The following is a 20,967-nucleotide window of genomic DNA, read 5'->3' as shown; positions in this document are numbered from 1 at the left end:
GACTGCGAGGTATGCTCCGATAGTCATCAAGAAAGTGTTCAAGACCGTCCTGTAAGCATGAACGCCTAACTCACCAGGGCTTCACGGCCCTTTTCTCTCAACCAGCCGGTACACTTTTGCGCCGCCATCTGGCACATTTTGTCGAGTGACCAATGTCTGTTTCTTCCGCGTGCGCGTCCGCACGCTTGCGGAGTCGCGGCGATGCTGCGGGATCGCGCTGTCGCGACGCTCGGCTCATCGCTCGCCGGCAGTCTCGAAGAATTCAGGCCGAGTCGTCGATCGCGTCCCTGAGGAATCGATCGCGCGAGAGTCGATCGAGGGCTTTCGTCACATCGCTGCCGCTGAGCACTGTCGAGCGGCGCGGTGGCGTCGCTCGCCGCGAATTTCTGGGGCGGCATGTTGACAGGTGATGCTTCACGGGGCGCCGCACCATGAAATCTATTTACGGGTCGCCTCTGAGAGGCTGGCGTTTCGTCCTTTTCAATGCGGCGCTCGCGCTCGGCAATATCGTCGTCCTCTCGAATGTTCCCGGCTATACGGTCCTCGTCCCCTATGCGGCTGGCGACCTGGCCGGCGTGACGCCCAGTTTCGGAACCTGGGCGACGACGGACCATATGATCGGCCTGGCGCTCGGCCTGCCTGTCGCGCGCTGGTTCACCGGCCGCTTCGGCGACTATCGCGTCTATGTCGCGACTTTCGCTTTCTATGCCTGTGCTTCCTTCGTTTGCGCGACCAGCGAAACTCTATGGACGTTCCTACCGGCACGTATTGCGCTCGGCTTCGCGGGCGGTGTAATTTTGCCGGTCGGACAGTCTCTCGCTCTCAAAGAGTATCCTGAGCGGCTGCGCATGGCCGGCGTTGGCCTTTGGGGCGTTTTGAGCATGACGCCCTTTACGGTCGGCGTGTTCATGGGCGGATGGTATGCGGAATATTTCGGCTGGCGGGCGCTGTTCTATTCCAACATCGCGGCAGCGTTGCCGGTTGCGGGGATTGTGGGGTCCTTGCTCTATGGCCGCGGCTTCAGGCGCGTCATTACCCGTTTTGACGGCGTTGGTTTCTTCCTGCTCGCCGGCGTTCTATTCGGAACGCAGACTATTCTCAATCAGGGCAACGATTTTGACTGGTTCGCGTCGCCGCTGCTGACGACGTCGCTCATCGTCGTCAGCAGCGCCCTGCCGATATTCCTCATATGGGAGTTCGGCGAGCGCCATCCCGTGATCGACATACGGCTGTTCGCATATCGTAATTATGCAATAGCGACCGTCTGCTCGATAGCCGGTTTTCTCGTTGTTCAGGGGATATTATCAATCTTCATGGGGCAACTGCAGACTCTCCTCGGCTATTCCTCGTCGCTCGTGGGCTTGATCTATCTGACAATGCTAATTGTCGCCGCGCCGCTTGTCGCCGTCATGCACGAGCTTAATCGTAAGATCGACACACGTTTTGTCGCTTGTCTGAATTTCCTCTGTTTCGCCGTGACTCTGACTTGGCTGGGACTCTTCGACAAACCGGCTTCTTTCGAGAGCGTCTCCGTTCCGATGCTGTTCTTCGGTTTCTCCCTCGCCACATTTTTTGCGCCTCTCGCGGCACTTGCGATGCACGGACTATCCGGCTCCAAGCTTGTCCGGGCGGCAGAAGAGCTCGCGATGCTCCGTACTGCCGCAGGCGCCATCGGCATATCATCGCTGGCCGTCGTTCAATTTCGGCGTTCGCCGTTCCATCAGCTGGATCTCGCCGATCATTTTGGCGGGCGGCGCTTTCCTTCGCTCGATCTCGTCCCGCAGCTCGTCGAGCAGTTGCAAATTGCCGGCTTTTCTTCTGCCGCTGCGACGAAGAAGCTCAGCATGTTGATCCGCGAGGAGGCCGCGTTGCTTGCGATGAACGACGCCTTTCTGCTGGGCGCCGTCGTGTTCGTCGTGCTGGCCGCGTTCGTCTGGCTCGCCCATCCGACGCCGGTGATTCCTCTGCGTCGGAAAGAGAAGCTGCGTCAACTGCGCGCCGAAGAGTTGATGGAGCAGCCATGACGCGGCGAAGCGCCTGCATCGCTCTCGGTCTTCTCTCGCTCCTCCTCGCCGGCTGCGCTCTCACCATGCAGGAAGACCGGGCGCAATTCCTCGACGCGCCGGCCATGGAGCGCACGCTGGCCAATTCCGGCCTGAAGTCCGCCGTTGGCGAGAATGCGTGGCCGCGCGAGGAGTGGTGGCGCGCCTTTCGCAGCGCCGAGCTCGACCGCATCGTCGATAAGGCGCTGCGCGACAATCAAAATTTGCGAAAGGCCGAGGGCACGCTCCGAGCCGCGGACGCCGTCGTCCAGATTGCCGGCGCAAGGCTTTTGCCGGAGGTTCAAGCGACTTTCGGCATGCGGCAGTCCCGCAACCCGCTGCATGGCGTCGTGGCCTCCTACAATCCGGCGCAGGGCGGCCTGCAAAAGACCATGGCCTTCATCAATCCGCTCGCGCTGACCTGGGAGCTCGATTTCTGGGGCAAGAACCGGGCGCTGCTCGACGCTGCGATCGGCGAAGCGGCGGCTCAGGAAGGCGAATTGGAGCAGGCGCGGCTGCTGCTGACAAGCGGCGCCGCGCGGGCCTATCTGCGCGGCTATGCGACGGCGCGACAGCTCGAAGTCGCGAGCGCGCTGACGAGGCTGCGCCGCGAATTGGTGGCGCTCGCGGAAACGCGATACCAGACCGGCCTCGACACTTTGGACGGCGCGCAAATCGCGCGGGCCAATCTCGAACTCGCCATAAGGCGCGAAGCCGCCGCGAGAGCGCTTCTCACCCTGCAGCAAGACGCTCTGGCGCGTTTGATGGGCGAAGGTCCGGACGCGGGGCGCGATCTCTTTGCCGGCAGAAGAGCGCCCTCGCCGGCGCAACCCGCGCTGCCCCGCAATCTGCCGATCGAAATGCTCATCCATCGTCCCGATCTCGCCGCCGCGCTGCAGCGCGCGGAAGCGGCCGCGCAACGCATCCATGTCGCGAAGACGATGTTCCTTCCCTCGATCGATCTCGCGATCACGGGGGGCTTCGAAGGATCGGTCACCACAACCAAGATCAGCAAGCTCGCCGGCTATCTGTTCACGCCTTCCGCGATCGGCTATGCCGTCGCCCCAGGCGTGCGCCTGCCTATTTTCCAGGGCGGCCGCCTGACTGGAAATCTGGAAGTGCAGCGCGCCGAATATGATCAGGCTGTCGACGCCTATAATGAAACGCTGCTGCAATCGGCGCAGCAAGTCGCCGATTCGATCGCCAATCTCAAACGCGCGCGCGCCGAATATGAGGCGCAGAGCCGTTTCCTGCGCGCAATGCGCGCCCAACTCGATCTCGCGCGCGTGCGCCTGCGCGACGGGATGAAAGATCGCCGGGAGATCATCGCCGAACAAGCCGATCTTCTTGAATCGGCCTTCGCGCAGCGCGCGATCGAAGGCGATAGGCTCGTTGCGGCGGTCGATCTTTATCAGGCGCTCGGCGGCGGCTACGCCGACGGCCCGCATCCAGCCGAGCCAAAGCCGGCGCCGGAGGCCGATCCGATCACCCCGACGGTCGAAGCGATCCAGTCGCTCGGCGGCGGTTGAGACCAGCGACCGACCCGATCCATGCAACTCTCACGCAAAAGCATCCGCGCCCGCAGAGACTTTCTGCTCAAGCTCGTCATCGGCGCGGCCGGGGTCGGCGCGTTGATCGCTTTTGTCGCGTGGTTCGCTTTCGAGCGTAATTGGGTGACGACGGACAACGCCTTCGTCACCGGCAATATCATTCCAGTGCATTCCGACGCGACGGGCGTCGTCGCCGCCGTGCTCGCCGAGGAAACGCAAATGGTCAAGAAAGGCGACGTGCTGGTTCGCCTCGACGGACAACGCGCGCGAGCCGCCCTCAGTCAGGCGGAAGCGGAGCTCGGACGCGCCGTGCGCGCTGTCGGCGCGCTTTTCGCCTCTCGCCGCCAAATCTGCCAGAGGGTTCTGTCGCGAGCCGCCATCAGAGATAGGACGCGGCACGATCTTTCAAGATACAAGCAGGCGGCGCCGAGCGGCGCGGCCTCGCGCCAGTTGCTACAGAACACCGAAGACCAGCTCGCCGCGCAGGAAGCGGATTTGCGCGAGACGCGCGCGGAATATCAGGCCGTTGAGGCGCGCGTCGTGGGCGTGACCCGAATGAACCATCCCGACATTGAAGCGGCGAAAGCGAAATTCAACGACGCTTATGTCGAATTTCTGCGCCAGAATATCCGCGCGCCGGCGACAGGCTATGTGGCGAAGCGCAAGGTGCAGGTCGGCCAGCGCGTGCGGCCCGGCGATCCGATCCTCAATATCGTGCCGCTCGATCATCTCTGGGTCGAAGCCAATCTCTGGGAAAACAGGATGGATCGGGTTCGACCCGGGCAGGAGGCGATCGCGAAAGTCGATCTCTATGGCTCCGCCCAGACCTATCACGGCGTCGTCGAAGGCATCGTTCCTGGCTCTGGCAGCGTCTTCGCGATGCTTCCGCCCGACAACGCCACCGGCAACTTCATCCGCATCGTCCAGCGTATTCCCGTGCGAATCGCCTTGCAGGCGGACGAGCTCGAAAAGCAACCGCTGCGCCCCGGCCTGTCGACCGTGATCTCGATCGACGTGAGCAGCGGTGGCGTTTCGGTCAACGCGTCGCAAACGAAAACGTCTTCGGCGGAATATACGACCCACATCTACGACGACGATCTCACCCGGGCGAAGATCAAAACCGAGGAAATTGTGAAAGCCAATCTCCTCAGCACAAGTGACGAAGCCGAGAAAGGCTGCGCCATCGGCGAATGAATGGATCATGAAAGCTTCTCCCCGCTTCTCCCTGCGCGTCATAAGAGCTCAAACGCCGAAGCACTTGCGCTCCGCCACTGAGGTTTTTGCGAATTCGTTGCCGTCGTTCAACGAAACGAGGAGGTGGCCCTTGAGTAGATCATCGTCATTCATGACCAGAAAGAGCGGAAGATTCCGCCTCACTTCGATCGGCGGCGTAGCTCTGGTCGTCCTCTGCGGCCTCCTGGGGCTCTTGTCCGCCGAAGCCGTTCAAGCTCGAAACACGCGGGAACCGATAGAGGATTCCGCGCCGTCGAATGTCGGAGAAGCAATCACGGTCTTTCGAAAGAAATCGGGCGGGGGCAAACCCGAGCGGACCCCACTCGACTGCGCGGATTTACAGCTTCGTCTGGGCGCGGCGCTCGCGGAACTGGGAAAGCTGGAAAGCGGGACTGTGAATTTGGAAAGAGCCGTTTCCGCTTATCGCGAAGCGCTCGAGGAATATACACGTACCCGTCACCCGATTGCCTGGGCCACGATACAGGCGAAGCTCGGTGACGCGCTGTCGCTGCTTGGAGGACGGGAAGAAGGTAATCGAAACCTCGAATCGGCGGTCGTCGCCTATCACGAAGCGCTGAAAGAATTCACGCACGAACGAAGCCCACTTGATTGGGCGAACTTGCAAGTGAATCTTGGAAATGTGCTCGGGACGATCGGAGAGCGCGAGAAAGTAGCAAACAGAATCGAAGAAGCCGTCGCGGCTTTTCGCAATGCATTGAAGGAATACACGCGCGAGCGCGTTCCACTTCAATGGGCGGCGCTGCAGATGAAACTCGGCTATGCGCTCGAAATGCTAGGGGAGCGCCAGAATAGGACCGACAAGCTCAGAGAGGCGGCCACAGCCTTTCGCGAGGCGCTGAAGGAAACGACACGCGAACGCGCGCCGCACGATTGGGCAAAAACCCAGATGAAGCTTGGCTATGTGCTCACGACGCTCGGAGAGCGCGAAGGCGGGACGGGAAGTCTCGAAGAGGCGGTTACAGCTTTTCGCGAAGCCTTGCAGGTGATCGAACGCGAGCGCGAACCGCTCGATTGGGCCACACTGCAGGTGAATCTCGGCAATGCGTTGGAGACTTTGGGAGAGCGAGAGAGCGGGACGAGCAGGCTCCATGAAGCTATCGCTGCGTTTCGTGAAGCGCTGAAGGTATATACGCGCGAGCACGCTCCGCTGGGCTGGGCATTGACGCAAGCAAACCTTGGCAATGCGCTCGTCGCGCTAGGATCAAGAGAAGTCGGAACGAACAAACTCGAAGAGGCGGTCGCGGTCAATCTCGAAGCCTTGAAGGAACTAACGGAAGAAATAGCGCTCAATCAACGGCGAATTGCGCAACGGAATATTGATTGGGCCAACGCCCTGCTGAAACAGCGGCTCAATAAGTGATACCAACGGTTAGGCATTTTGATCCACTTGGGATTCCGTATCTCACGCCACACTTAATTGCAATAATGCGGTGGTTCGCGGGGGGCGGGAAAAAGGTGGGGGTCATGCGGCAAGACTGATCGCGCCAGCCTTCAAGCGGCGATCGATCACAGCAGCTGTCGCTTGAAGCATGCGCTGTGCGCCGCGCGGCGACCAGCGCATCTGCTGCAGCTTGGTCATGCGCGCATTGACCAGAGTTTTGACCGGGGCCTCCGCTCGCGAACTCGAGATTGGCAGACCCTTCCAATAGCGCCGACAATAATTGATTACGGAAGCTTGGTTCAATCTGAGGTATGTCGCCAACTCCTCGATGAGCAGCAGTGATCCACCCGCGATGAACTAGGCCAACCTGAGGTATGTCTGCGGACATGAGACGGAGGACCGTTTATGGCAAGGAAGCATCATATGCCCGAGGAGATCGACGCCAAGTTGCGCCAGGCGGATGTGTTGATTTCGCAAGGGCAATCGGTCGCAGACGCAGCACCGCCGCCCGCGCTAGCCCCAAAGCCCACGATGCACTAACATTGCAGTTAGACCCGTCGCGGGGAGGGGGCCGATCACTCGCGCAGCGGGCATATTGGAAGATTTCTAGAATCGTTAAGCCCGCCTCATTCCAGGCGCCCTAAACCTATGGTCCAAGGAGTGGGCAAATGCTTAAAGATTGGGATGCGTTCGAGAAGCTACCTGAAATAGATCAGATGCTCTTGCTGGAAGCGCTTATGGGCACCGCGCTTATGATGTCTCATCTTGGCGAGTGGTGGATTGCAGAACGGCTTGTGGCTGACCCTCGGTGCCGCCAGTGGGCATATGGCGCTGAGATTAATCAACGCATGAATAATAAACCGCGCCTTGGTTTCAACGCACTGCTCGGCGCCGTTGCAGAACATACGGCGCGGACATTCGACCGCGGTAACTAGATGCCGTAATGGCCCCGTCCTTCGCCATCAGGCTCAGGCCGGGGCCATTACGGCATCTAGAGATGGGCGCAAGGCCATACTGACTGTATGGTCGACACGGTTCGATGCGTAAAGACACAGACCAACTTGTCGAGGAGAGCATGCGAAATCGTGGGATTCGTCACGCTGCGATTGGCACGGGACAATTGTCATTGTCCGTCTGGGAGTCTGGATAAAGCCGTTTGAACGGGCCGCAGAGGGTTTTGTTGAGAACTGCGACGCGGACGTCGAGGAACGGTTGCACGGTCCATCTGTTCCACCACATCGGCTGCTTTTTGATCATGCGTTTCGACATATTTTCATTGACCGCGCTCTCGACGAAGGCGGTCGAAATCGGCAGCTCTTTATGGCGCCGGCGCCCATAATTCGCCAGGGCGCGATGGTTGGCATGGAGATATTCGATCAAATCATCGATGTGTCGTCGGGCGGCAACCGCGCCGCGCAGGTCGCAGACGTGAATAGAGCCAAACCAGTCGCCAGTTTCGCCAAGCGCCCGAGACAGGAATTTGGACGACCATGCCAGAGGTTCCTCTTGGCGCGTTGGAGAGCACGAACAGGATGATCGCCAAAATGCCCGCTGGTCACGCCCGCGCCCAATCCCGGCGTCGCTTGCAGGGTGTTGCTCAAAGCGTGTGGCGACGTGCCACCAATCGAGGACAACCATCGCTTCGGGCATGACCTGACGCTGCAATTTCCATAATCCGGCGTCGCCATCAGATAGCACCGTCGCCGGCGTGCCGAGGCGGACGCCAGCACTCACAAGCGCATTGGTAAATTCACTCACCGAATTTCCGTTGCGCGCAAAGGCGAAGCGATGCTGCGATCCATCGAGATTGAACACCTTTCCTGCGACCACTTCGAAATTACGCTCGGGGTGACGATGTCGGCTACGCAGATAGCCGCCATCAAGCCCGATTACGACCGCAGGGGTCACAGCGTCGATTTCGGGATCGGGTGCTCCGGCCGGCCGCAGCGGCGCGGCGAGCCCGATTGCGCACCGTTCGTAAGCGGTACGGGAGACCATGAGGAAGTGTGGGGCGGGCGACTGACGGCTTCTGTTTTCGCGGGTAGCATGGAGCAAAGCGTGGCGTAGGAGATCCCTTTGCCGAGACGAACAGGCCCATCTTCTGCTTCCGCGCCGGCGATGCCCGGCGCTATAATGCAATTCAAGGTTTGGCTGTTGGGGCTCAGCCCAATGGTCTGGCGCCGGATGCACGTGCCGGCGACCTTCACGCTTCGCCAGCTGCACGGCGTGATCCAGGTCGCGATGGGTTGGGAAGGCATCCACCTCTTTCAATTCCATTTGCGCGCGATTCGTTGCGGCTCCTGGGAGGTTGCCGCTCGCTCGCCGGACGTGACGCTGGAAAGCCTGTGCCTTCGCAAGGGCGCGCGCTTCGCCTACGAATACGATCTGAACATTCCTTGGCGTCACGAGGTAAGGCTCGAAGAACGGTTGGAGCTCACTCCCAATCGAGCCTATCCGTTTTGCGCCGATGGAAGCGGAGCTTGTCCGCCTGAGGATTGTGGTGGGCCGGCCGGCTATCTCACTCAGCGCGAGGCCCGATGTTCAATCGACGCGCTCAATGACCTTGGCGTCATGGCCGAAATCATCGAAAAGGCCGCACTCGAAGAGCGCCGAGACGATCTCGACGCCAATATTCAATCCCTGTTTGAAGAGGTTGTTGAGCGAACGGAAGAGCGCGAACGCTGGACGGGGCGACCATTCAGCCGACGTAAGGTGAATTCCGATTTGCGGCAAGGTCGGCATCTCATCCTCATGCATCAGCAGCATTGAACTGTCTGCTGCGACGCTCGCTGATCAGGAACAAGCCAGGGAGCAGGTCACCAAATCATTGCAGATTCTCATTCTTCTGCCAATGAAAAACTGGCCTTGTGTCCTCGGGAGTGACGTCATGCGCGTGAAGATTCTGCTTCAAATAACAACCGATGACGGCGCGCCGGGCGACATCGAAGAGATCGCATCCTTGGGCAAAGGCGCCGACCGCGCGGAAGATCTCGGATTGTCTCTTGCCGAGAGCAACCTTTTGCTCGCCGCCGCCCAGCAGCGGATTGTCGAAGCCCAGACCAAGGCCTGGACCGAGGGGCGGCGGTGGTGCGAGAGCTGCGACCGCCGGAAGCGAAGCAAGGGCAGCTATCCCATCGTATTCCACACATTGTTTGGTGACGTGCGGCTGGCGAGTCCGCGACTTCACCGCTGCCGGTGCCGCGAAGCGAACGGGCCGGCCACCGTGTCGCCGCTCGCCGAACTCATTCCTCATCATGTCGCGCCTGAGCGGCTTTATCTGGAAACGCGTTGGGCCTCGCTCGTTCCTTATGCCGCCGCAGCCGAAGTCCTTGCTGACGTCCTGCCGATCGCCACCGGCGTAAACGCTACGACGGTGCGTCAGCACGTCCTTCGGGTCGCCGAGCGCGCTGAAGCCGAACTGCCAAAGGATCGCTGTAGTTTCATGGACGGAAGTCTGACGGACTGGCACGCATTGCCAATCCCGGACGGACGCATCGTTGTCGGCCTCGATGGCGGCTATGTCCGCGACTGGGCCGAAAGGAAGAACAACTTTGAGGTCATCATCGGACGATCGATGCCAGAGGACGGCTCACCGCGCTATCTCGGCTTCGTCCATGGCTTCGATCGGAAGCCGAAGCGCCGTCTTGTCAATATGCTGGAAAGCCAAGGAATACAGGCCAATCAGGACATCACTTTCTTGACCGACGGCGGCGAGGAAGTTCGGGCGCTTACCGAATGCATCAGCCCTTGCAGCGAGCATGTCCTCGACTGGTTCCATATCACCATGCGCATTACCGTGCTCGGGCAGTTTGCAAAGGGTGTCGCGCAACATGACGAGAAGGCCGGCGCCCAACTGACAAAGCAGCTCGATCGAATAAAATGGAAATTGTGGCACCGGAATACGACCGGAGCCCAAGAGGTGATTGCAGAGTTTGAAGCCGACCTTTTCGAACTCGAAGTTGATTATCCGAAACTGCGTAAGTTCATCGTTGCGGCTCGCGAGTTCGGTGTCTATATCGCCTTGAACGTGCACAGCCTCATCAATTACGGCGAACGGTATCGGTCCGGCGAGCGCATCTCCTCGGCCTTCGTGGAGGCGACTGTCAACGCTGTGGTGAGCAAACGGTTCGCCAAAAAGCAGCAGATGCAATGGACACGGCGCGGCGCGCACCTTCTCTTGCAGACCCGCACCAAGACGCTCGACGGAACTCTGCGATCAACATTCGAGCGCTGGTATCCCGGGCTGGCAAACGTAAACGTGGACCACGCGATTCAGGCCGAGGTGGCATGACCGCCCCACACTTCCTCATGGTCTCTCTGTTCAACGCATCTTATATAGATTGTGCCGGAATTCGACATGAAAAGGAAAGACTTCACCCGCTTCATCGACACGATCTTCGCCGCAAAGAGCGGTGAGGAGATGCTCTGCACCGAATATTTTGACAAGCTTCGCTATGACGTGGACCTGCAGCTTTCTGGGCAAAACGCCGAGACCTTATTGCCGGAGGTCAATCATCATATGCATCAATGCCCCGAGTACGAAGAGGTTTATCTCGCCCTCCTAAAAATTGTCGGCAAAGAAAATCCCGCTGATCCTTCGAAGTAAGACTTCGTCTCCTCATCGCATCTAAGACGCGTCGGGATGAACCAGCCAGCCCACGATCACTGGGATCGTCGGCTTACAGTTTGGTTCCCATCCCGAGGGAGAACGATGCGATGATAAAACTCCATCCCAAGCTGGGGCTTTGGCTCGCCTTCGCGCTGTCGTTTATGGCTCCCAGCGGGTTATTGGCGGCGGGCGCAGCGTTTGCTGGCGAGCATCACTTGATAACGCTCAAAGCGAGCGCCCTGCCGTCCGGCCAATTGGCCTATGAAATGGTCAGCCACAAGGTCAAGGCATCGAACGGACAAGAACGCGACGTCACTGGCCGCTACGCAACAGGACCGACCATTCCAGGCCCGACCTTGGTCATCAAGGAGGGCGACACCGCGGAAGTGACATTGCAGCACGGCGTCGCCGACGCCACGCAGCCGGTTAGTATACATGTTCATGGCGTGCACTATAAAATCGACAGCGACGGCACGATGAAGATGTTGAACGGCGTCACTGATGAAGCCGCATTTCCTGGCAAGCCTTACACCTATAAATGGACGGCCGCGCCTGGAACGGCGGGCACATGGCCATATCACGATCACACCTTCGGCAATCCAATGCTAGGCGCCGAGGATAAGGGCCTGTTTGGGGCGCTCATCATCAACCCAGCGAGCAACAAGGCGCCCGCGCTCATCGACGGCAAAATCGTCGACGTGAATCTCGCAGACGTCAAACGCGAGTTCATTCTCTGGATGCACGAGACAACCTTCTGGGGCCAGGAACTCAATCACATCGTCGAGGGCGACAAGGAGGTCCCGCTGTGGACCAACCCGACTGTGGGCGCGAGGCTCGGTGAAAAAGTTCGTTTTCATGTTATCGGCCTCGGCACCGCCTTTCACACCTTTCACCTGCATGGACACCGCTGGATCGACCAAGGGACCACGGGCGTAGTCGACACAGTTAACGTTGGCCCCATTAGCCGAACGTCATTCATATTGAAAGCGGGAGAAGGAGTGGGGCCAGGCGATTGGCACTATCACTGTCATGTCATCCAGCACATGCAGTCGGGAATGATGGGTGATTTTCGCGTCGTTGAATAACAATCAAAATAGCAGGAGGAATCACATGAACCGCGTATCCTTTCTGATACTTGCGCTCGCCACTTTCCTACTCACGCTGTCTCCGCTGGCGGCAAACGCAGTTGATCGCTCAAGGTCCGACGACGTTTTCCTCAGCCGTCCCGGAATTCTGCCTTCCGCAAATCAAGCGAACGGAACTGGCGCGAAAATGTCTGGCGATGGTCAAATGCAGGGCGGTTTGTTTCGGTGCGGAGAGTTTGTCGGCGATGTTGCACAAAACTGCGCTGCAGAAACAAACAATGAAAACAAGCGGGCATCTTATGAAGCCGGTTTACATGCTTGGGCCAGGAATCCCGTCGCGCGATTGATCGTAGTATCTTTGCTTTTTGCCTTCCTAGGCTTCATCGTCGACATTGCGGCGATGCCGCCTTTCCAAGGATTTGTGGCCGAAGAAGTGATCTCAAGTTACAAGACTACTTGGATTGCGATCTTGATCTTAGCCATGCTTGGAGGAGCGTTACTGCTCCCTGCTGCAGCCGATATCGCGCGAGAATCAATGACGCGTGTTAACCACCTAGAAGGGGGGAAAGGCGGGATGTGATCCATGTCGCTTTCACTTTGGATTAGTCTAAACGCGTCGGAACCAATGTTAGCCGGGGCCCAGTCTTGAAGACGGGTTCAAACGTTATTCCAAACTATCTCGTCACATTCCCCGGCGAAGCGGTTCTGTTCAGTCCCGGCGCTTTCTCCGATGCGAAGCTGACCGATGCAGAGGTTGCAAAGGTCAAACAAGCGCTCGGTGCCTGGGGTTGCGAAGGCGGAAAATACGAGAAAGAATCGGAAGCGTCGGGCGTTCTGGAGGCCGAGGACGTGAAATGCAAGGGCGGCCAATACGACTTCCGCCTCGATAAGGACTTCAACGTTCTGGCGATCACCAGGACTGAGTCTTCGAGGGGTTCTGGGGCGTCGGTTGCAAATCGCGACGAGAGCCGCGCCAACCGTTTGCGAAACGAGGCGTGCTGACACGCCAGCGATTTCGTTTGTGCCAATCGATCGAACATGGGTCCTGTCGATTGGCAGTTCAATCCGGGACTCGGGATGAATGATCCGATTTGCAGCATTTCATGTGAGACTATTTTGGACCGAGTCTCATTTGAAATGCCTTTCTTTGCTTGGGCGTCACGCGAACATGGTTTCCTTCTCAATGGCAGGTTTCCATGACTCGATGTCCTCATCGGTGATGCGCTCGGCGCCTGCCCGGATCGCCTCGATTGCCAATTCGTTGAGTATGGCGAAAACACGCGCAGTGACCCCGTCGCTGATACGCGCGAGATGACGCAAGCCCTGGCTCGATAGGGCTGAAGGTTGTTTGATCGGCAAACTTCGCAGAACTGCGCTGATGAGCTCGTGGAATTCTTCCTCTACTTTCCATCGCGGCAGCACGATTTGATCGAGACGCCGCGAGAGTTGAGTATCGCCTGCGATCGCGTCGCGGGCATCCATCACGCCGAGGCAAACGAGCGACGCTTTGAGTTCGTTGCTGAGATATCGCAACAGTTGGAGGATTACGCGTTGCTCTGTAAGCGCTGTTTTCAGGCCACGTCTTTGAGTGCGACCGGCTGCGCGTAGGCCCAGGGCATGAGGTCGTCGAGTTTGCTGGCGAGATGGCCGTCGACGATCTTCGTGAGGACGTCGCCCATATAGGCTTGCGGATCGACGCCATTGATCTTGCAGGTCTCGATAAGCGAGGCAACGATCGCCCAGTTCTCAGCCCCGCCATCGGAACCCGCGAAGAGAGCGTTCTTCCTATTGAGGGCCATCACCCGTTCATTCTGCCCATGTCGGTCAGGAATTGGAAGTCCACTACCGATGGCATCCATATTGCGGCAGCAATGTTTTGATTCGTCGGGTTGAGCAGCGCGCAACTGGCCCATTCCTTCAAGTGCAAGGGCCGGCCGGCGTCGCGATTTCGATCGCCGGCTGGATGTTCGATCCCGTGGTTTGCGCCGGCATGGCGATCGGCGCGCCGCGCGTTGACGTGGCCGCGCTTGTCGAGCTGCAGCGTCGGTTGAAAGGCGGGGTACACGTCTGCTTCGTAGAACAGGTGCGGGGGCGCAACAACACGTAGCGCCCCCGCCATCGCACCAGCGTGAATTTCGGGGGTTCCGATGGTACGATGTCGATGCACCGAGCGCCGTAGCCGCTGAGTCTTCCCCACGGCACTCGTGCGCGCGGCTGAAGAATGATTGGCGTCTCCTCAAGTTAATTTCATGCTCGCCCTCAAGCAAGTGGCGGACAGGAACAAGCTTCGCCTTTCTCGTGGGGTCACGATTTAGATGCTCGCTCGCAAAGAAATCTTACTTAATAGGCACCGCCTTTTTTGATGATTCGTGACTTGCCCCTGAACTTTCATCAAGTGGCGACTAGCCCATCCTATTCAGTGCGCCCCAACGGCGCGTGTCACCAGTGGAGGCAGGTTCCACCCAGAGAGTTGTCGATTGATCTGGTAGCTGACGAGCGGTTTGGCTGGGTAACTTGCCGGATCGGAGCCTCGTGACAAAGGCCGCCTTGGGCGGTTGAGCAATCCAAGGGGCCGTAACGTGAGTGAAGTCCGAGGAGGCCTCGAAAGTGAAGGTATGGATGCCGACCCGCCTGAATAACGGGGAAGGCCGCGTGGACGGGGAAGCAATCGACAGATGCACCCGGACCAATTCATCGGGGTAGTGGGCACAGCACGTTGGAAGGGTGATGCGGGTAATCGGGGGAGGCCCGTTTGGATCGGAGGTCGCGGCTTCAACACCGCTGTTGGCGGTGGATCGGGCGGGAGTCGGACAGGGTTGTATGACCGTTGATGTCGGGTAATTCCGGCGGAGGAAAGGACCCTGACTTGTATGGGGTTGTCTTAGTCAAGGGTTCATTTGCTACACCGCTTTTTTTCGACGCCTCGCTGATAAACGTTCGCGGTAGCACCCGTAGAACCAGGCCGCCATTGTAGTGGAGGCGATCGCTGGATTTCAACGTTCCGAGGGGAGTTCACCAAAGACGCGGGTTATCACCGCGTCACATACTTGTATGCGGAGGATCGAAGGACCCTGACCATGATGCAGTAGTACGCATCGGCGGCCAAGCTCCGGGCGGCGGCTCCATTCTTCTGGACGGCGCGAAGGCCATGTCAGGGTGCGGCGTGCCGCTGCCTCGGATCATCATCGGATGCAAGCGTCGGAACGGGACCGTCGCGAGCCTCCGTAGCTCGGGTGTTTCTTGTCGGGGCCTCCTTTATCAAGCATCGTTTCAACCGCGCAACAAACCGGTCCCAGCAAAAGGGGAAGACCGGTTTATCGCTCCGTCTTGGACACCACAACCGTCGAGCAAGAACTTACCAAGTTGTGGATGATTCAGCTGGCGCCGATTTGTTCCATCGTTATTTCAGCTTGCAGACTCTCAATATCTCGGAAGATCGAGGCAACGGCGAGCGTGCGCCTGTTGCGCTTGAAGTGCACAAGACAATCCTTGCTTGCGATGTCGCCCTCGATCTGGAGTTCGTCCCATTTCTCCGCATGACCGACATAGTTAATCGGAACATCGTAATGTTGGCTCCAGAAGAACGGAACGGCAGTAAATTCTTCGCGCTGTCCGAGTATGTTGAGCGCCGCGGTTCGTCCTTGCCGTTCGGCAACGACCCAATGCTCGACACGAATGTTCTCGCCAGTGTAGCGATCGGGCCAGCGCGCGACATCGCCGGCCGCGAAGATCCCCGGGATGTTCGTTTCGAGATAAGAGTCCACGACGATCCCGCGATCGATGGCGAGACCGGCCATTTCCGCGAGTTCGATCCGCGGTCGCACTCCGACGCCGACAACCACGAGATCCGCCTCGAGCACGCGACCGCTTCCCAGCGTTACCCGTTTCTCGTCGATGGCGTTCGCAACATCTTCAAGATGAAAAACGACACCATGCTCCTCGTGGAGCGCACGCACGAAATCGCCCATTTGAGAGCCAAAAATACGCTCCATCGGCTTTTTCTCCGGAGCGATCACATGGACGTCAATCCCACGAGCGCGCAAAGACGCTGCAACTTCGAGTCCGATGAAGCTCGCGCCGAGCACGACCGCTCGGCGTGCCGTTTCGGCATGTTTGATGATAGCCCGACAATCAGCGAGCGAACGTAATGTGCGCACATGCGGCAGACTCGCGCCTGAAATCGACAGGCGGATAGGTTCGGAGCCAGTCGCGATCAACAGGCGATCGTAGGAAAGCCTGCTCCCATCCGCGAGGGCGACCTCACGCAAACGCGCGTCAATGCGGGTCGCATTGGCCCCAAGCCGAAGTTCGATGTCATGCTCGGAATAGAAATTATCAGGTCTCAGTGGAAGCCATTCTTCAGGCGCATTTTCTGCGAGATAATCTTTGGACAAATTAGGCCGGTCGATCGGCGCAACATCCTCATTGCTCAACATAATGATGCTTCCTCGATAATTCTCACGGCGTAATCGCTCGGCCGCCGCGAATCCCGCCGCGCCACCGCCGACGATTACGATGTTTTTGGGGGTCTTTCCGGATGTCGCGGCGTGCAGCGTCGGCGCCGCCGCTTCGTGCTTTCTTTGCACGAAGATTTTGCCGTCACGCTGCTCAACCGACCAGCACGCGATAGGATCGAGAGCCGGAGCTCGTAAGGCTTCTCCAGTGCGCAGGTCGAAACAGGCATGGTGCCAGGGACAACGCAGGCTGTGGTCAACGACGAACCCGTCGACGAGAGGCGCGTGGTAATGCGTGCAATGAGCCCCGACAGCGAACACTTCTTTTTCGCTATGGACGAGGAGCACTTCTTCATCGCCGACATGGCCAACCAATTTTCCGCTGTCGACAAGCTCAGCGAGCGCCACACCCAGCGTCAGATCGGGACCGCTCGGTCCAGCCTGCTCTTCAGTCATTTCCGTCTCCATAGGTGATCAATCGACGACATCGCATGTTAGACACCACAACGGGTGCGTTTCCGGCGCGCCGATCACCAGAAGGAACGCCGCAGGCGAAGCTGCACAAATCGAGAGTGGTTTTACCTAGTTGTTACCGACTTTAGATAAACTGTCTGTGAACCAGCTCCGAATCGCGGTCGAAGTCAGGTATGTATGTTTCTTTTGGGATGGAGACGGTACAAATTCTAACTCTTATCTTGCAACAGTCCGATTCTGGCCATCACACGATTGGACAGTTCTTTGCATCGCGCGCCATCGAAGGGGAACACGTCGGAGAGAGCAATCAGGACGTTTTTCTCAAGCTCCTGACGTATCAACGCGCGGGCGCGATGTAGCCTGGTTTTGACAGTGGCTTCCGGAATCCCGAGCTGTTGCGCGACTTCGGCACCGGACATTTCTTCAACGCTGCGCAAGACGAAAACCGTGCGGAAGTCAGGTGGAAGCGTATCGATCGTCCGCTCGAGCAAATGCCGAACCTGGGTCCTCGACATTGAGCTTTCGGGATTGGCCCCGCAGCTGGGAAGCATGATCACGCTCGACATTTGACGCTCGTTTGTCTCGTCCAATTCTACGGTCGACCTAGCACGCCGTTTTCGTCCAAGCGCCTCGTTCAGGACAATGCGGACCAACCAAGTGGAAATCGCGGATTCATTGCGGAAATCCGCGATATGAGCGTAGGCGCGCATCCAAGCTTCCTGTACAATATCCTCGGCCTCGCCATTATCGCCCGTCATGGCCCTCGCGGTACGATAGAGTTTGCGGTTGTAGCGCCGCATGAGTTCGGCAAAAGCTCCGGCATCGCCTGTGACCACATGCGCGACGATGTCGACATCGGCCAACCCCCTCCACTCTGCGTCCACGATTCTTGCCTGGGTATTTTTCATTGCAGCCCTTCCGACATTCATTCCAATATCCGTTGGATGCGCCGGGACGAGAAAGGTTCCCGCAAAATTTATCGCGAACCTTTGGATCGTCCCTGCATCTAATAAAGCGCCATCCCCCGCATGCGCGGGAAGTCGATATTTTAAGGAGACACCAACATGATCCGTAGTCCGCGTCTTTTGCTCGCCGTCACATTGAGCTTCGCAGCGTCTGGGGCAATGGCTCAAACTGCAGCCAAACCAACCGATCCGCAAATTGCGCATATCGCGTATACTGCAGGGCAACTCGACATCGCGGCCGCAGAGCTCGCGCTGAAAACATCGCAGAACAAAACCGTCAAGGACTTTGCTGAGGAAATGGTCCGCGATCACACTGCAGTCAACAAGCAGGCGCTTGCCTTAGTCGAAAAGCTAAAGGTTAAGCCTGAAGACAATGAGACCAGTAAATCTCTGACGGAAGGCGCCGCCAAGAAGCGCGAGGAATTGTCGAAGCTGAGCGGATCCGCCTTTGACAAGGCGTACGCGCAGAACGAAGTCGCCTATCATCAGACCGTCAACGGGGCGCTTGCAACCGTGCTCATCCCCGACGCCCAAAACGGTGAATTGAAGAGCCTGCTTGAAACCGGCCTCAAGCTGTTTAAGGAACATCAGCAGCACGCCGAGCATCTCGTTGGCCAGCTGAAGTAGGCTTTCGATGGGCGTTCGATCCCTTATGGCGGCAAGCCTAACCTCGGTGCCTCGGCCGCGAGTCGAAAAGCTTCCATCAAGCTCCCGCAGCGTTTTGCAGGATGTCCTTTGAGGAAAATATGGACGCCGAGTGACGTGCGCAATGGCGATCAGTAGCGCGGCCTCGACGAGCGCCACTCAATTGGCGAAGACCCGCTGACTAGAGCCGTCGGATACCGCCCCAATGCTGGCAGCGGGCGCGAGGTGCGTTTGCGCAAGTTCACATGACAGTGATGGGTAGACCAAGGCTGTCGTACGCTCCTCCCGCAAACGCCGGTGGAGCAAATTCATCCGGCGTGGTCAGATCGGCCGTGCATCCTCGCCAATGACACGAGGCCGCACGAGCGGCCGCGCATATAGCAACACGAAGAGCCCGAATGCAGCGCTCCAAGCCGCTCCGGCGAGGGACAGCATGAGCAGGTACCACGCGCTATCGAGCGGCGCGAGAAGACGTAGAATAGCGGCGAGCGTCACCAATACGTAGATCGCCGTCGTACCTGGTCCGGCGACCAGCGGACGCCCCGTGTGGCCGAGCGACGCTCGCGTCATGACCGCGAGAATCATGGTCCCGATTGCTCCGACTGTGAGCGCATGCAGGGCCGTGGTCTGCGGCAGCAATGGAAGTAGGTTGTTGAACGCGAGGAGTAAGAAACCGAGCGATAGCCATCCGTAGCCAAGATGCAATACCCATAGAAGCGGTTCGCGCAATGTCGCTTCGCCGCGCCAACGCGCTAGACGCACGCCGAGCATGAGACCGGCGGCAAGCTCGATCCAGGGCGTCGCTACCCCTTCGGGCGTCAACGTCCAGACCGCCAGCGCCAGGCCCGTCACAGCAAGGACGGTGCGATCGACAACGTCGAACGCCGCCGGCATGGCGACTCCGGGCTGCTCCTTGGCGAGCCAATTGCGCGTAAAGCTCGGGACAATGCGGCCGCCGATGAAGCTGATGAGCATGAGTAGCGTGGCGACGCCAAGCCGATTGCCGAGTTCGGCGGTCCTGGCAATCCCCACCGACTCGAAATGCACGAGCAGGTTGCCGAGGAGCAGAAACAGGAGCGCGCCCAGCATCGGCAGATTACGCCAATTTCGTCCCGCGATGATCTCTCGGGCGACTACGAGAAGGAACAGAATCGGGAACGCGAGATCGAGAGCAGCCGCGCTATCGACGCCGATCTTCGCGGAAAACAGGACGGCAATCCGTCCAACCGCCCAGAGCAGCACGAGCAAGGCGAGCGGCCCGCCCTGTAGAGGCATACGCCCCGTCCAGTTCGGGATTGCAGTCAAGAGGAACCCAGCAACCGTCGCCGCGCCGAAGCCGAAGACCATCTCATGTACATGCCAGACAACCGGCGGAAGCGCTGTCGGCACTTGACCATGCCCGGCAAAAAAGGCGATCCAGATCGGGATGACAAGGAACGCCCAGAGCGCCGAAACGAGGAAGAACGGGCGAAATCCGGCCGAAAGCACGGCGGGGCCGGCCTGCGGGCGGTAGCGGGGAATTGCAGCCATGACGTCGCCGGACCTCCTACGCCGCATCTCTATGTTTCATCGCCTAAAATGTCGAGGGCGCGACCTCGTTCCTCCACTTTTGCGAAAACCGGCGCGAGGTTCGAACTCGGGAGGCGCCGATGGATGAGATTGCGATTGCGCGTGCACTGCATGTTCTCGCCGTCGTCGTCTGGATCGGCGGCGTGAGTTTTGTGACGACCATCTTGCTTCCCGCAGTTCGTCGCTTCAAGTCTCCCGAAGAGCGATTGACTTTCTTCGACGCCATCGAACGGCGGTTTGCCTGGCAGGCTCGGATCACCACGCTGCTTGCTGGATTGACTGGATTATACATGCTGATGCGGCTCGATCTTTGGGACCGCTTTCTGTCGGTGAACTATTGGTGGATGCACGCCATGGTTATTGTGTGGCTTATTTTCACAGTGATGCTGTTCGTCGCCGAGCCGTTGATCTTGCATCGATGGTTGCAGGCGCGCGCAAAGAGTGACCCCGAAGCAGCATTCGCGCGGGTCGAGAGGCTGCATCTCATTTTACTGATATTGAGTCTGGCCACTGTCCTTGGCGCCGTCGCCGGCAGCCATGATCTCATGCTATTCGAATAATTGACGCCGTCCCGCGGCAAATATGATGCTTGAGCAGAAAGCTTGTTCATTGCATGATATTATGGAAATTGGATTGTGGCGAATTTTCCAGGCTCTAACAAGATTCGATCCGTTTTTCGTATGTCATCAATTATCTGATTGCGACGAGTAGCTTGAACTTGTGGCGGCGTTTCGCCGAGGCGCTAGGAAGCTGGAGGCTTCATGCCGGGCTCGCGAAGCATCTTTGTTCTAGCTGTATCCACTTGGGCGTTTGTCGTTTGCTTTGCTGTCTGGCTGATGTTCGGCGTCATCGGCATTCCCATTAGTTTTACTGTGTCATAAAGTTTGCCGCTGGATTTTTCGTTGGCAACACGGACATCGGAACAGCCGTCGCACCAAG

20 protein-coding genes and 2 pseudogenes are annotated in these 20,967 nt (G+C 58.6%); 13 read left to right on the top strand and 9 right to left on the bottom strand.

Translation table 11 applies throughout. The annotated features are described in order from the left end of the window. Nucleotides 1-431 precede the first annotated feature (431 nt). From HUN39_RS17110 to HUN39_RS17095, 4 genes are all read left to right on the top strand, one after another. The gene (locus HUN39_RS17110) at nt 432-2,024 is read left to right on the top strand and encodes an MFS transporter (RefSeq protein WP_175095656.1); all 1,593 of its coding nucleotides are present in this window, start codon (nt 432-434) and stop codon (nt 2,022-2,024) included. Then, on the top strand, nt 2,021-3,571 hold the full coding sequence (locus HUN39_RS17105) for an efflux transporter outer membrane subunit (RefSeq protein ID WP_175095655.1): 1,551 nt from the start codon (nt 2,021-2,023) through the stop codon (nt 3,569-3,571). The genes HUN39_RS17110 and HUN39_RS17105 overlap by 4 nt, the downstream gene beginning before the upstream one ends. A gap of 21 nt (nt 3,572-3,592) precedes the next feature. After that, the gene (locus HUN39_RS17100) at nt 3,593-4,786 is read left to right on the top strand and encodes an HlyD family secretion protein (RefSeq protein WP_175095654.1); all 1,194 of its coding nucleotides are present in this window, start codon (nt 3,593-3,595) and stop codon (nt 4,784-4,786) included. 151 nt (nt 4,787-4,937) lie between these two features. Continuing rightward, entirely contained in the window at nt 4,938-6,206 is a 1,269-nt protein-coding gene (locus tag HUN39_RS17095) for a tetratricopeptide repeat protein (RefSeq protein ID WP_175095653.1), read from the top strand. Nucleotides 6,207-6,308: 102 nt separating this feature from the next. On the opposite strand, the pseudogene HUN39_RS19345 reads toward HUN39_RS17095, so the two are convergent. Beyond that, nucleotides 6,309-6,560 (bottom strand): annotated as a pseudogene (locus HUN39_RS19345) (ISKra4 family transposase); the annotation flags it as partial. Between the two features lie 335 nt (nt 6,561-6,895). On the opposite strand from HUN39_RS19345, the gene HUN39_RS17090 reads away from it, so the two are divergent. Continuing rightward, a complete protein-coding gene (locus HUN39_RS17090) occupies nt 6,896-7,162 on the top strand; it encodes a hypothetical protein (protein WP_175095652.1) in 267 nt (88 codons plus the stop codon). Nucleotides 7,163-7,322: 160 nt separating this feature from the next. Here the strand turns inward: HUN39_RS17090 and HUN39_RS17085 are convergent, their stop codons facing one another. Next, nucleotides 7,323-8,504, bottom strand: a complete 1,182-nt coding sequence (locus tag HUN39_RS17085; protein ID WP_232366183.1) for a hypothetical protein — start codon at nt 8,502-8,504, stop codon at nt 7,323-7,325. Here HUN39_RS17085 and HUN39_RS17080 point away from each other — a divergent pair. The 6 genes from HUN39_RS17080 (at nt 8,397) to HUN39_RS17055 (ending at nt 12,923) form a co-directional block, all read left to right on the top strand. Next, complete coding sequence (locus tag HUN39_RS17080; protein WP_332310782.1) at nt 8,397-8,996, top strand: plasmid pRiA4b ORF-3 family protein; 600 nt, start codon at nt 8,397-8,399, stop codon at nt 8,994-8,996. The two genes, HUN39_RS17085 and HUN39_RS17080, sit on opposite strands and share 108 nt — an antisense overlap. Before the next feature lie 118 nt (nt 8,997-9,114). Next, a complete protein-coding gene (locus HUN39_RS17075; protein ID WP_175095649.1) occupies nt 9,115-10,518 on the top strand; it encodes an ISKra4 family transposase in 1,404 nt (467 codons plus the stop codon). A 66-nt stretch (nt 10,519-10,584) separates the two neighbouring features. After that, nucleotides 10,585-10,833, top strand: coding sequence for a hypothetical protein (locus tag HUN39_RS17070; RefSeq protein WP_175095648.1), 249 nt, complete (start codon nt 10,585-10,587; stop codon nt 10,831-10,833). Nucleotides 10,834-10,943: 110 nt separating this feature from the next. Continuing rightward, on the top strand, nt 10,944-11,921 hold the full coding sequence (locus tag HUN39_RS17065) for a multicopper oxidase domain-containing protein (protein ID WP_210267035.1): 978 nt from the start codon (nt 10,944-10,946) through the stop codon (nt 11,919-11,921). A gap of 25 nt (nt 11,922-11,946) precedes the next feature. Next, on the top strand, nt 11,947-12,501 hold the full coding sequence (locus HUN39_RS17060; protein ID WP_175095647.1) for a hypothetical protein: 555 nt from the start codon (nt 11,947-11,949) through the stop codon (nt 12,499-12,501). A gap of 65 nt (nt 12,502-12,566) precedes the next feature. Beyond that, nucleotides 12,567-12,923 carry a hypothetical protein gene (locus HUN39_RS17055; protein WP_175095646.1) on the top strand — a complete coding sequence of 119 codons (357 nt, stop codon included), beginning with the start codon at nt 12,567-12,569 and terminating at the stop codon, nt 12,921-12,923. 156 nt (nt 12,924-13,079) lie between these two features. On the opposite strand, the gene HUN39_RS17050 is transcribed toward HUN39_RS17055, so the two are convergent. The 5 genes and pseudogenes from HUN39_RS17050 to HUN39_RS17030 all read right to left on the bottom strand — a co-directional run bounded on the left by HUN39_RS17050 (nt 13,080) and on the right by HUN39_RS17030 (nt 17,757). Then, nucleotides 13,080-13,496, bottom strand: coding sequence for a TniB family NTP-binding protein (locus HUN39_RS17050; protein ID WP_269750345.1), 417 nt, complete (start codon nt 13,494-13,496; stop codon nt 13,080-13,082). Further along, nucleotides 13,493-13,726 (bottom strand): annotated as a pseudogene (locus HUN39_RS17045) (transposase domain-containing protein); the annotation flags it as partial. The pseudogene HUN39_RS17045 and the gene HUN39_RS17050, both read right to left, overlap by 4 nt. Then, entirely contained in the window at nt 13,720-14,040 is a 321-nt protein-coding gene (locus HUN39_RS17040; RefSeq protein WP_175095645.1) for a hypothetical protein, read from the bottom strand. The pseudogene HUN39_RS17045 and the gene HUN39_RS17040, both read right to left, overlap by 7 nt. A 1,255-nt stretch (nt 14,041-15,295) precedes the next feature. Next, entirely contained in the window at nt 15,296-16,831 is a 1,536-nt protein-coding gene (locus HUN39_RS17035) for an FAD-dependent oxidoreductase (RefSeq protein ID WP_175095644.1), read from the bottom strand. 227 nt (nt 16,832-17,058) lie between these two features. Then, on the bottom strand, nt 17,059-17,757 hold the full coding sequence (locus tag HUN39_RS17030; RefSeq protein ID WP_175095643.1) for an RNA polymerase sigma factor: 699 nt from the start codon (nt 17,755-17,757) through the stop codon (nt 17,059-17,061). 156 nt (nt 17,758-17,913) lie between these two features. Here HUN39_RS17030 and HUN39_RS17025 point away from each other — a divergent pair, with 156 nt between their 5' ends. After that, nucleotides 17,914-18,441, top strand: coding sequence for a DUF4142 domain-containing protein (locus tag HUN39_RS17025; protein WP_175095642.1), 528 nt, complete (start codon nt 17,914-17,916; stop codon nt 18,439-18,441). Nucleotides 18,442-18,780: 339 nt separating this feature from the next. On the opposite strand, the gene HUN39_RS17020 is transcribed toward HUN39_RS17025, so the two are convergent. Further along, nucleotides 18,781-19,989, bottom strand: a complete 1,209-nt coding sequence (locus tag HUN39_RS17020; RefSeq protein WP_175095641.1) for an NnrS family protein — start codon at nt 19,987-19,989, stop codon at nt 18,781-18,783. A gap of 119 nt (nt 19,990-20,108) precedes the next feature. Between HUN39_RS17020 and HUN39_RS17015 the strand changes: the two genes are divergently transcribed. Beyond that, complete coding sequence (locus HUN39_RS17015) at nt 20,109-20,588, top strand: hypothetical protein (protein ID WP_175095640.1); 480 nt, start codon at nt 20,109-20,111, stop codon at nt 20,586-20,588. A gap of 182 nt (nt 20,589-20,770) precedes the next feature. On the opposite strand, the gene HUN39_RS19040 is transcribed toward HUN39_RS17015, so the two are convergent. Continuing rightward, nucleotides 20,771-20,967 (bottom strand): hypothetical protein (locus tag HUN39_RS19040; protein ID WP_210267034.1); only part of this gene is annotated, 197 nt, incomplete at its 5' end.

This window comes from Methylocystis silviterrae, assembly GCF_013350005.1.
Lineage (GTDB): Bacteria > Pseudomonadota > Alphaproteobacteria > Rhizobiales > Beijerinckiaceae > Methylocystis > Methylocystis silviterrae.
The sequence above is the reverse complement of the archived record's forward strand: the minus strand, read 5'-3'. Positions and strand labels throughout refer to the sequence as shown.

Excerpts from the sequence above, each read along its gene's own strand:
- HUN39_RS17110 (WP_175095656.1), top strand. The coding sequence starts at position 432 with ATGAAATCTATTTACGGGTCGCCTCTGAGAGGCTGGCGTTTCGTCCTT.
- HUN39_RS17105 (WP_175095655.1), top strand. The coding sequence starts at position 2,021 with ATGACGCGGCGAAGCGCCTGCATCGCTCTCGGTCTTCTCTCGCTCCTC.
- HUN39_RS17100 (WP_175095654.1), top strand. The coding sequence starts at position 3,593 with ATGCAACTCTCACGCAAAAGCATCCGCGCCCGCAGAGACTTTCTGCTC.
- HUN39_RS17095 (WP_175095653.1), top strand. The coding sequence starts at position 4,938 with ATGACCAGAAAGAGCGGAAGATTCCGCCTCACTTCGATCGGCGGCGTA.
- HUN39_RS17090 (WP_175095652.1), top strand. The coding sequence starts at position 6,896 with ATGCTTAAAGATTGGGATGCGTTCGAGAAGCTACCTGAAATAGATCAG.
- HUN39_RS17080 (WP_332310782.1), top strand. The coding sequence starts at position 8,397 with ATGGTCTGGCGCCGGATGCACGTGCCGGCGACCTTCACGCTTCGCCAG.
- HUN39_RS17085 (WP_232366183.1), bottom strand. The coding sequence starts at position 8,504 with ATGGAATTGAAAGAGGTGGATGCCTTCCCAACCCATCGCGACCTGGAT.
- HUN39_RS17075 (WP_175095649.1), top strand. The coding sequence starts at position 9,115 with ATGCGCGTGAAGATTCTGCTTCAAATAACAACCGATGACGGCGCGCCG.
- HUN39_RS17070 (WP_175095648.1), top strand. The coding sequence starts at position 10,585 with ATGAAAAGGAAAGACTTCACCCGCTTCATCGACACGATCTTCGCCGCA.
- HUN39_RS17065 (WP_210267035.1), top strand. The coding sequence starts at position 10,944 with ATGATAAAACTCCATCCCAAGCTGGGGCTTTGGCTCGCCTTCGCGCTG.
- HUN39_RS17060 (WP_175095647.1), top strand. The coding sequence starts at position 11,947 with ATGAACCGCGTATCCTTTCTGATACTTGCGCTCGCCACTTTCCTACTC.
- HUN39_RS17040 (WP_175095645.1), bottom strand. The coding sequence starts at position 14,040 with ATGGCGGGGGCGCTACGTGTTGTTGCGCCCCCGCACCTGTTCTACGAA.
- HUN39_RS17035 (WP_175095644.1), bottom strand. The coding sequence starts at position 16,831 with ATGACTGAAGAGCAGGCTGGACCGAGCGGTCCCGATCTGACGCTGGGT.
- HUN39_RS17030 (WP_175095643.1), bottom strand. The coding sequence starts at position 17,757 with ATGAAAAATACCCAGGCAAGAATCGTGGACGCAGAGTGGAGGGGGTTG.
- HUN39_RS17025 (WP_175095642.1), top strand. The coding sequence starts at position 17,914 with ATGATCCGTAGTCCGCGTCTTTTGCTCGCCGTCACATTGAGCTTCGCA.
- HUN39_RS17020 (WP_175095641.1), bottom strand. The coding sequence starts at position 19,989 with ATGGCTGCAATTCCCCGCTACCGCCCGCAGGCCGGCCCCGCCGTGCTT.
- HUN39_RS17015 (WP_175095640.1), top strand. The coding sequence starts at position 20,109 with ATGGATGAGATTGCGATTGCGCGTGCACTGCATGTTCTCGCCGTCGTC.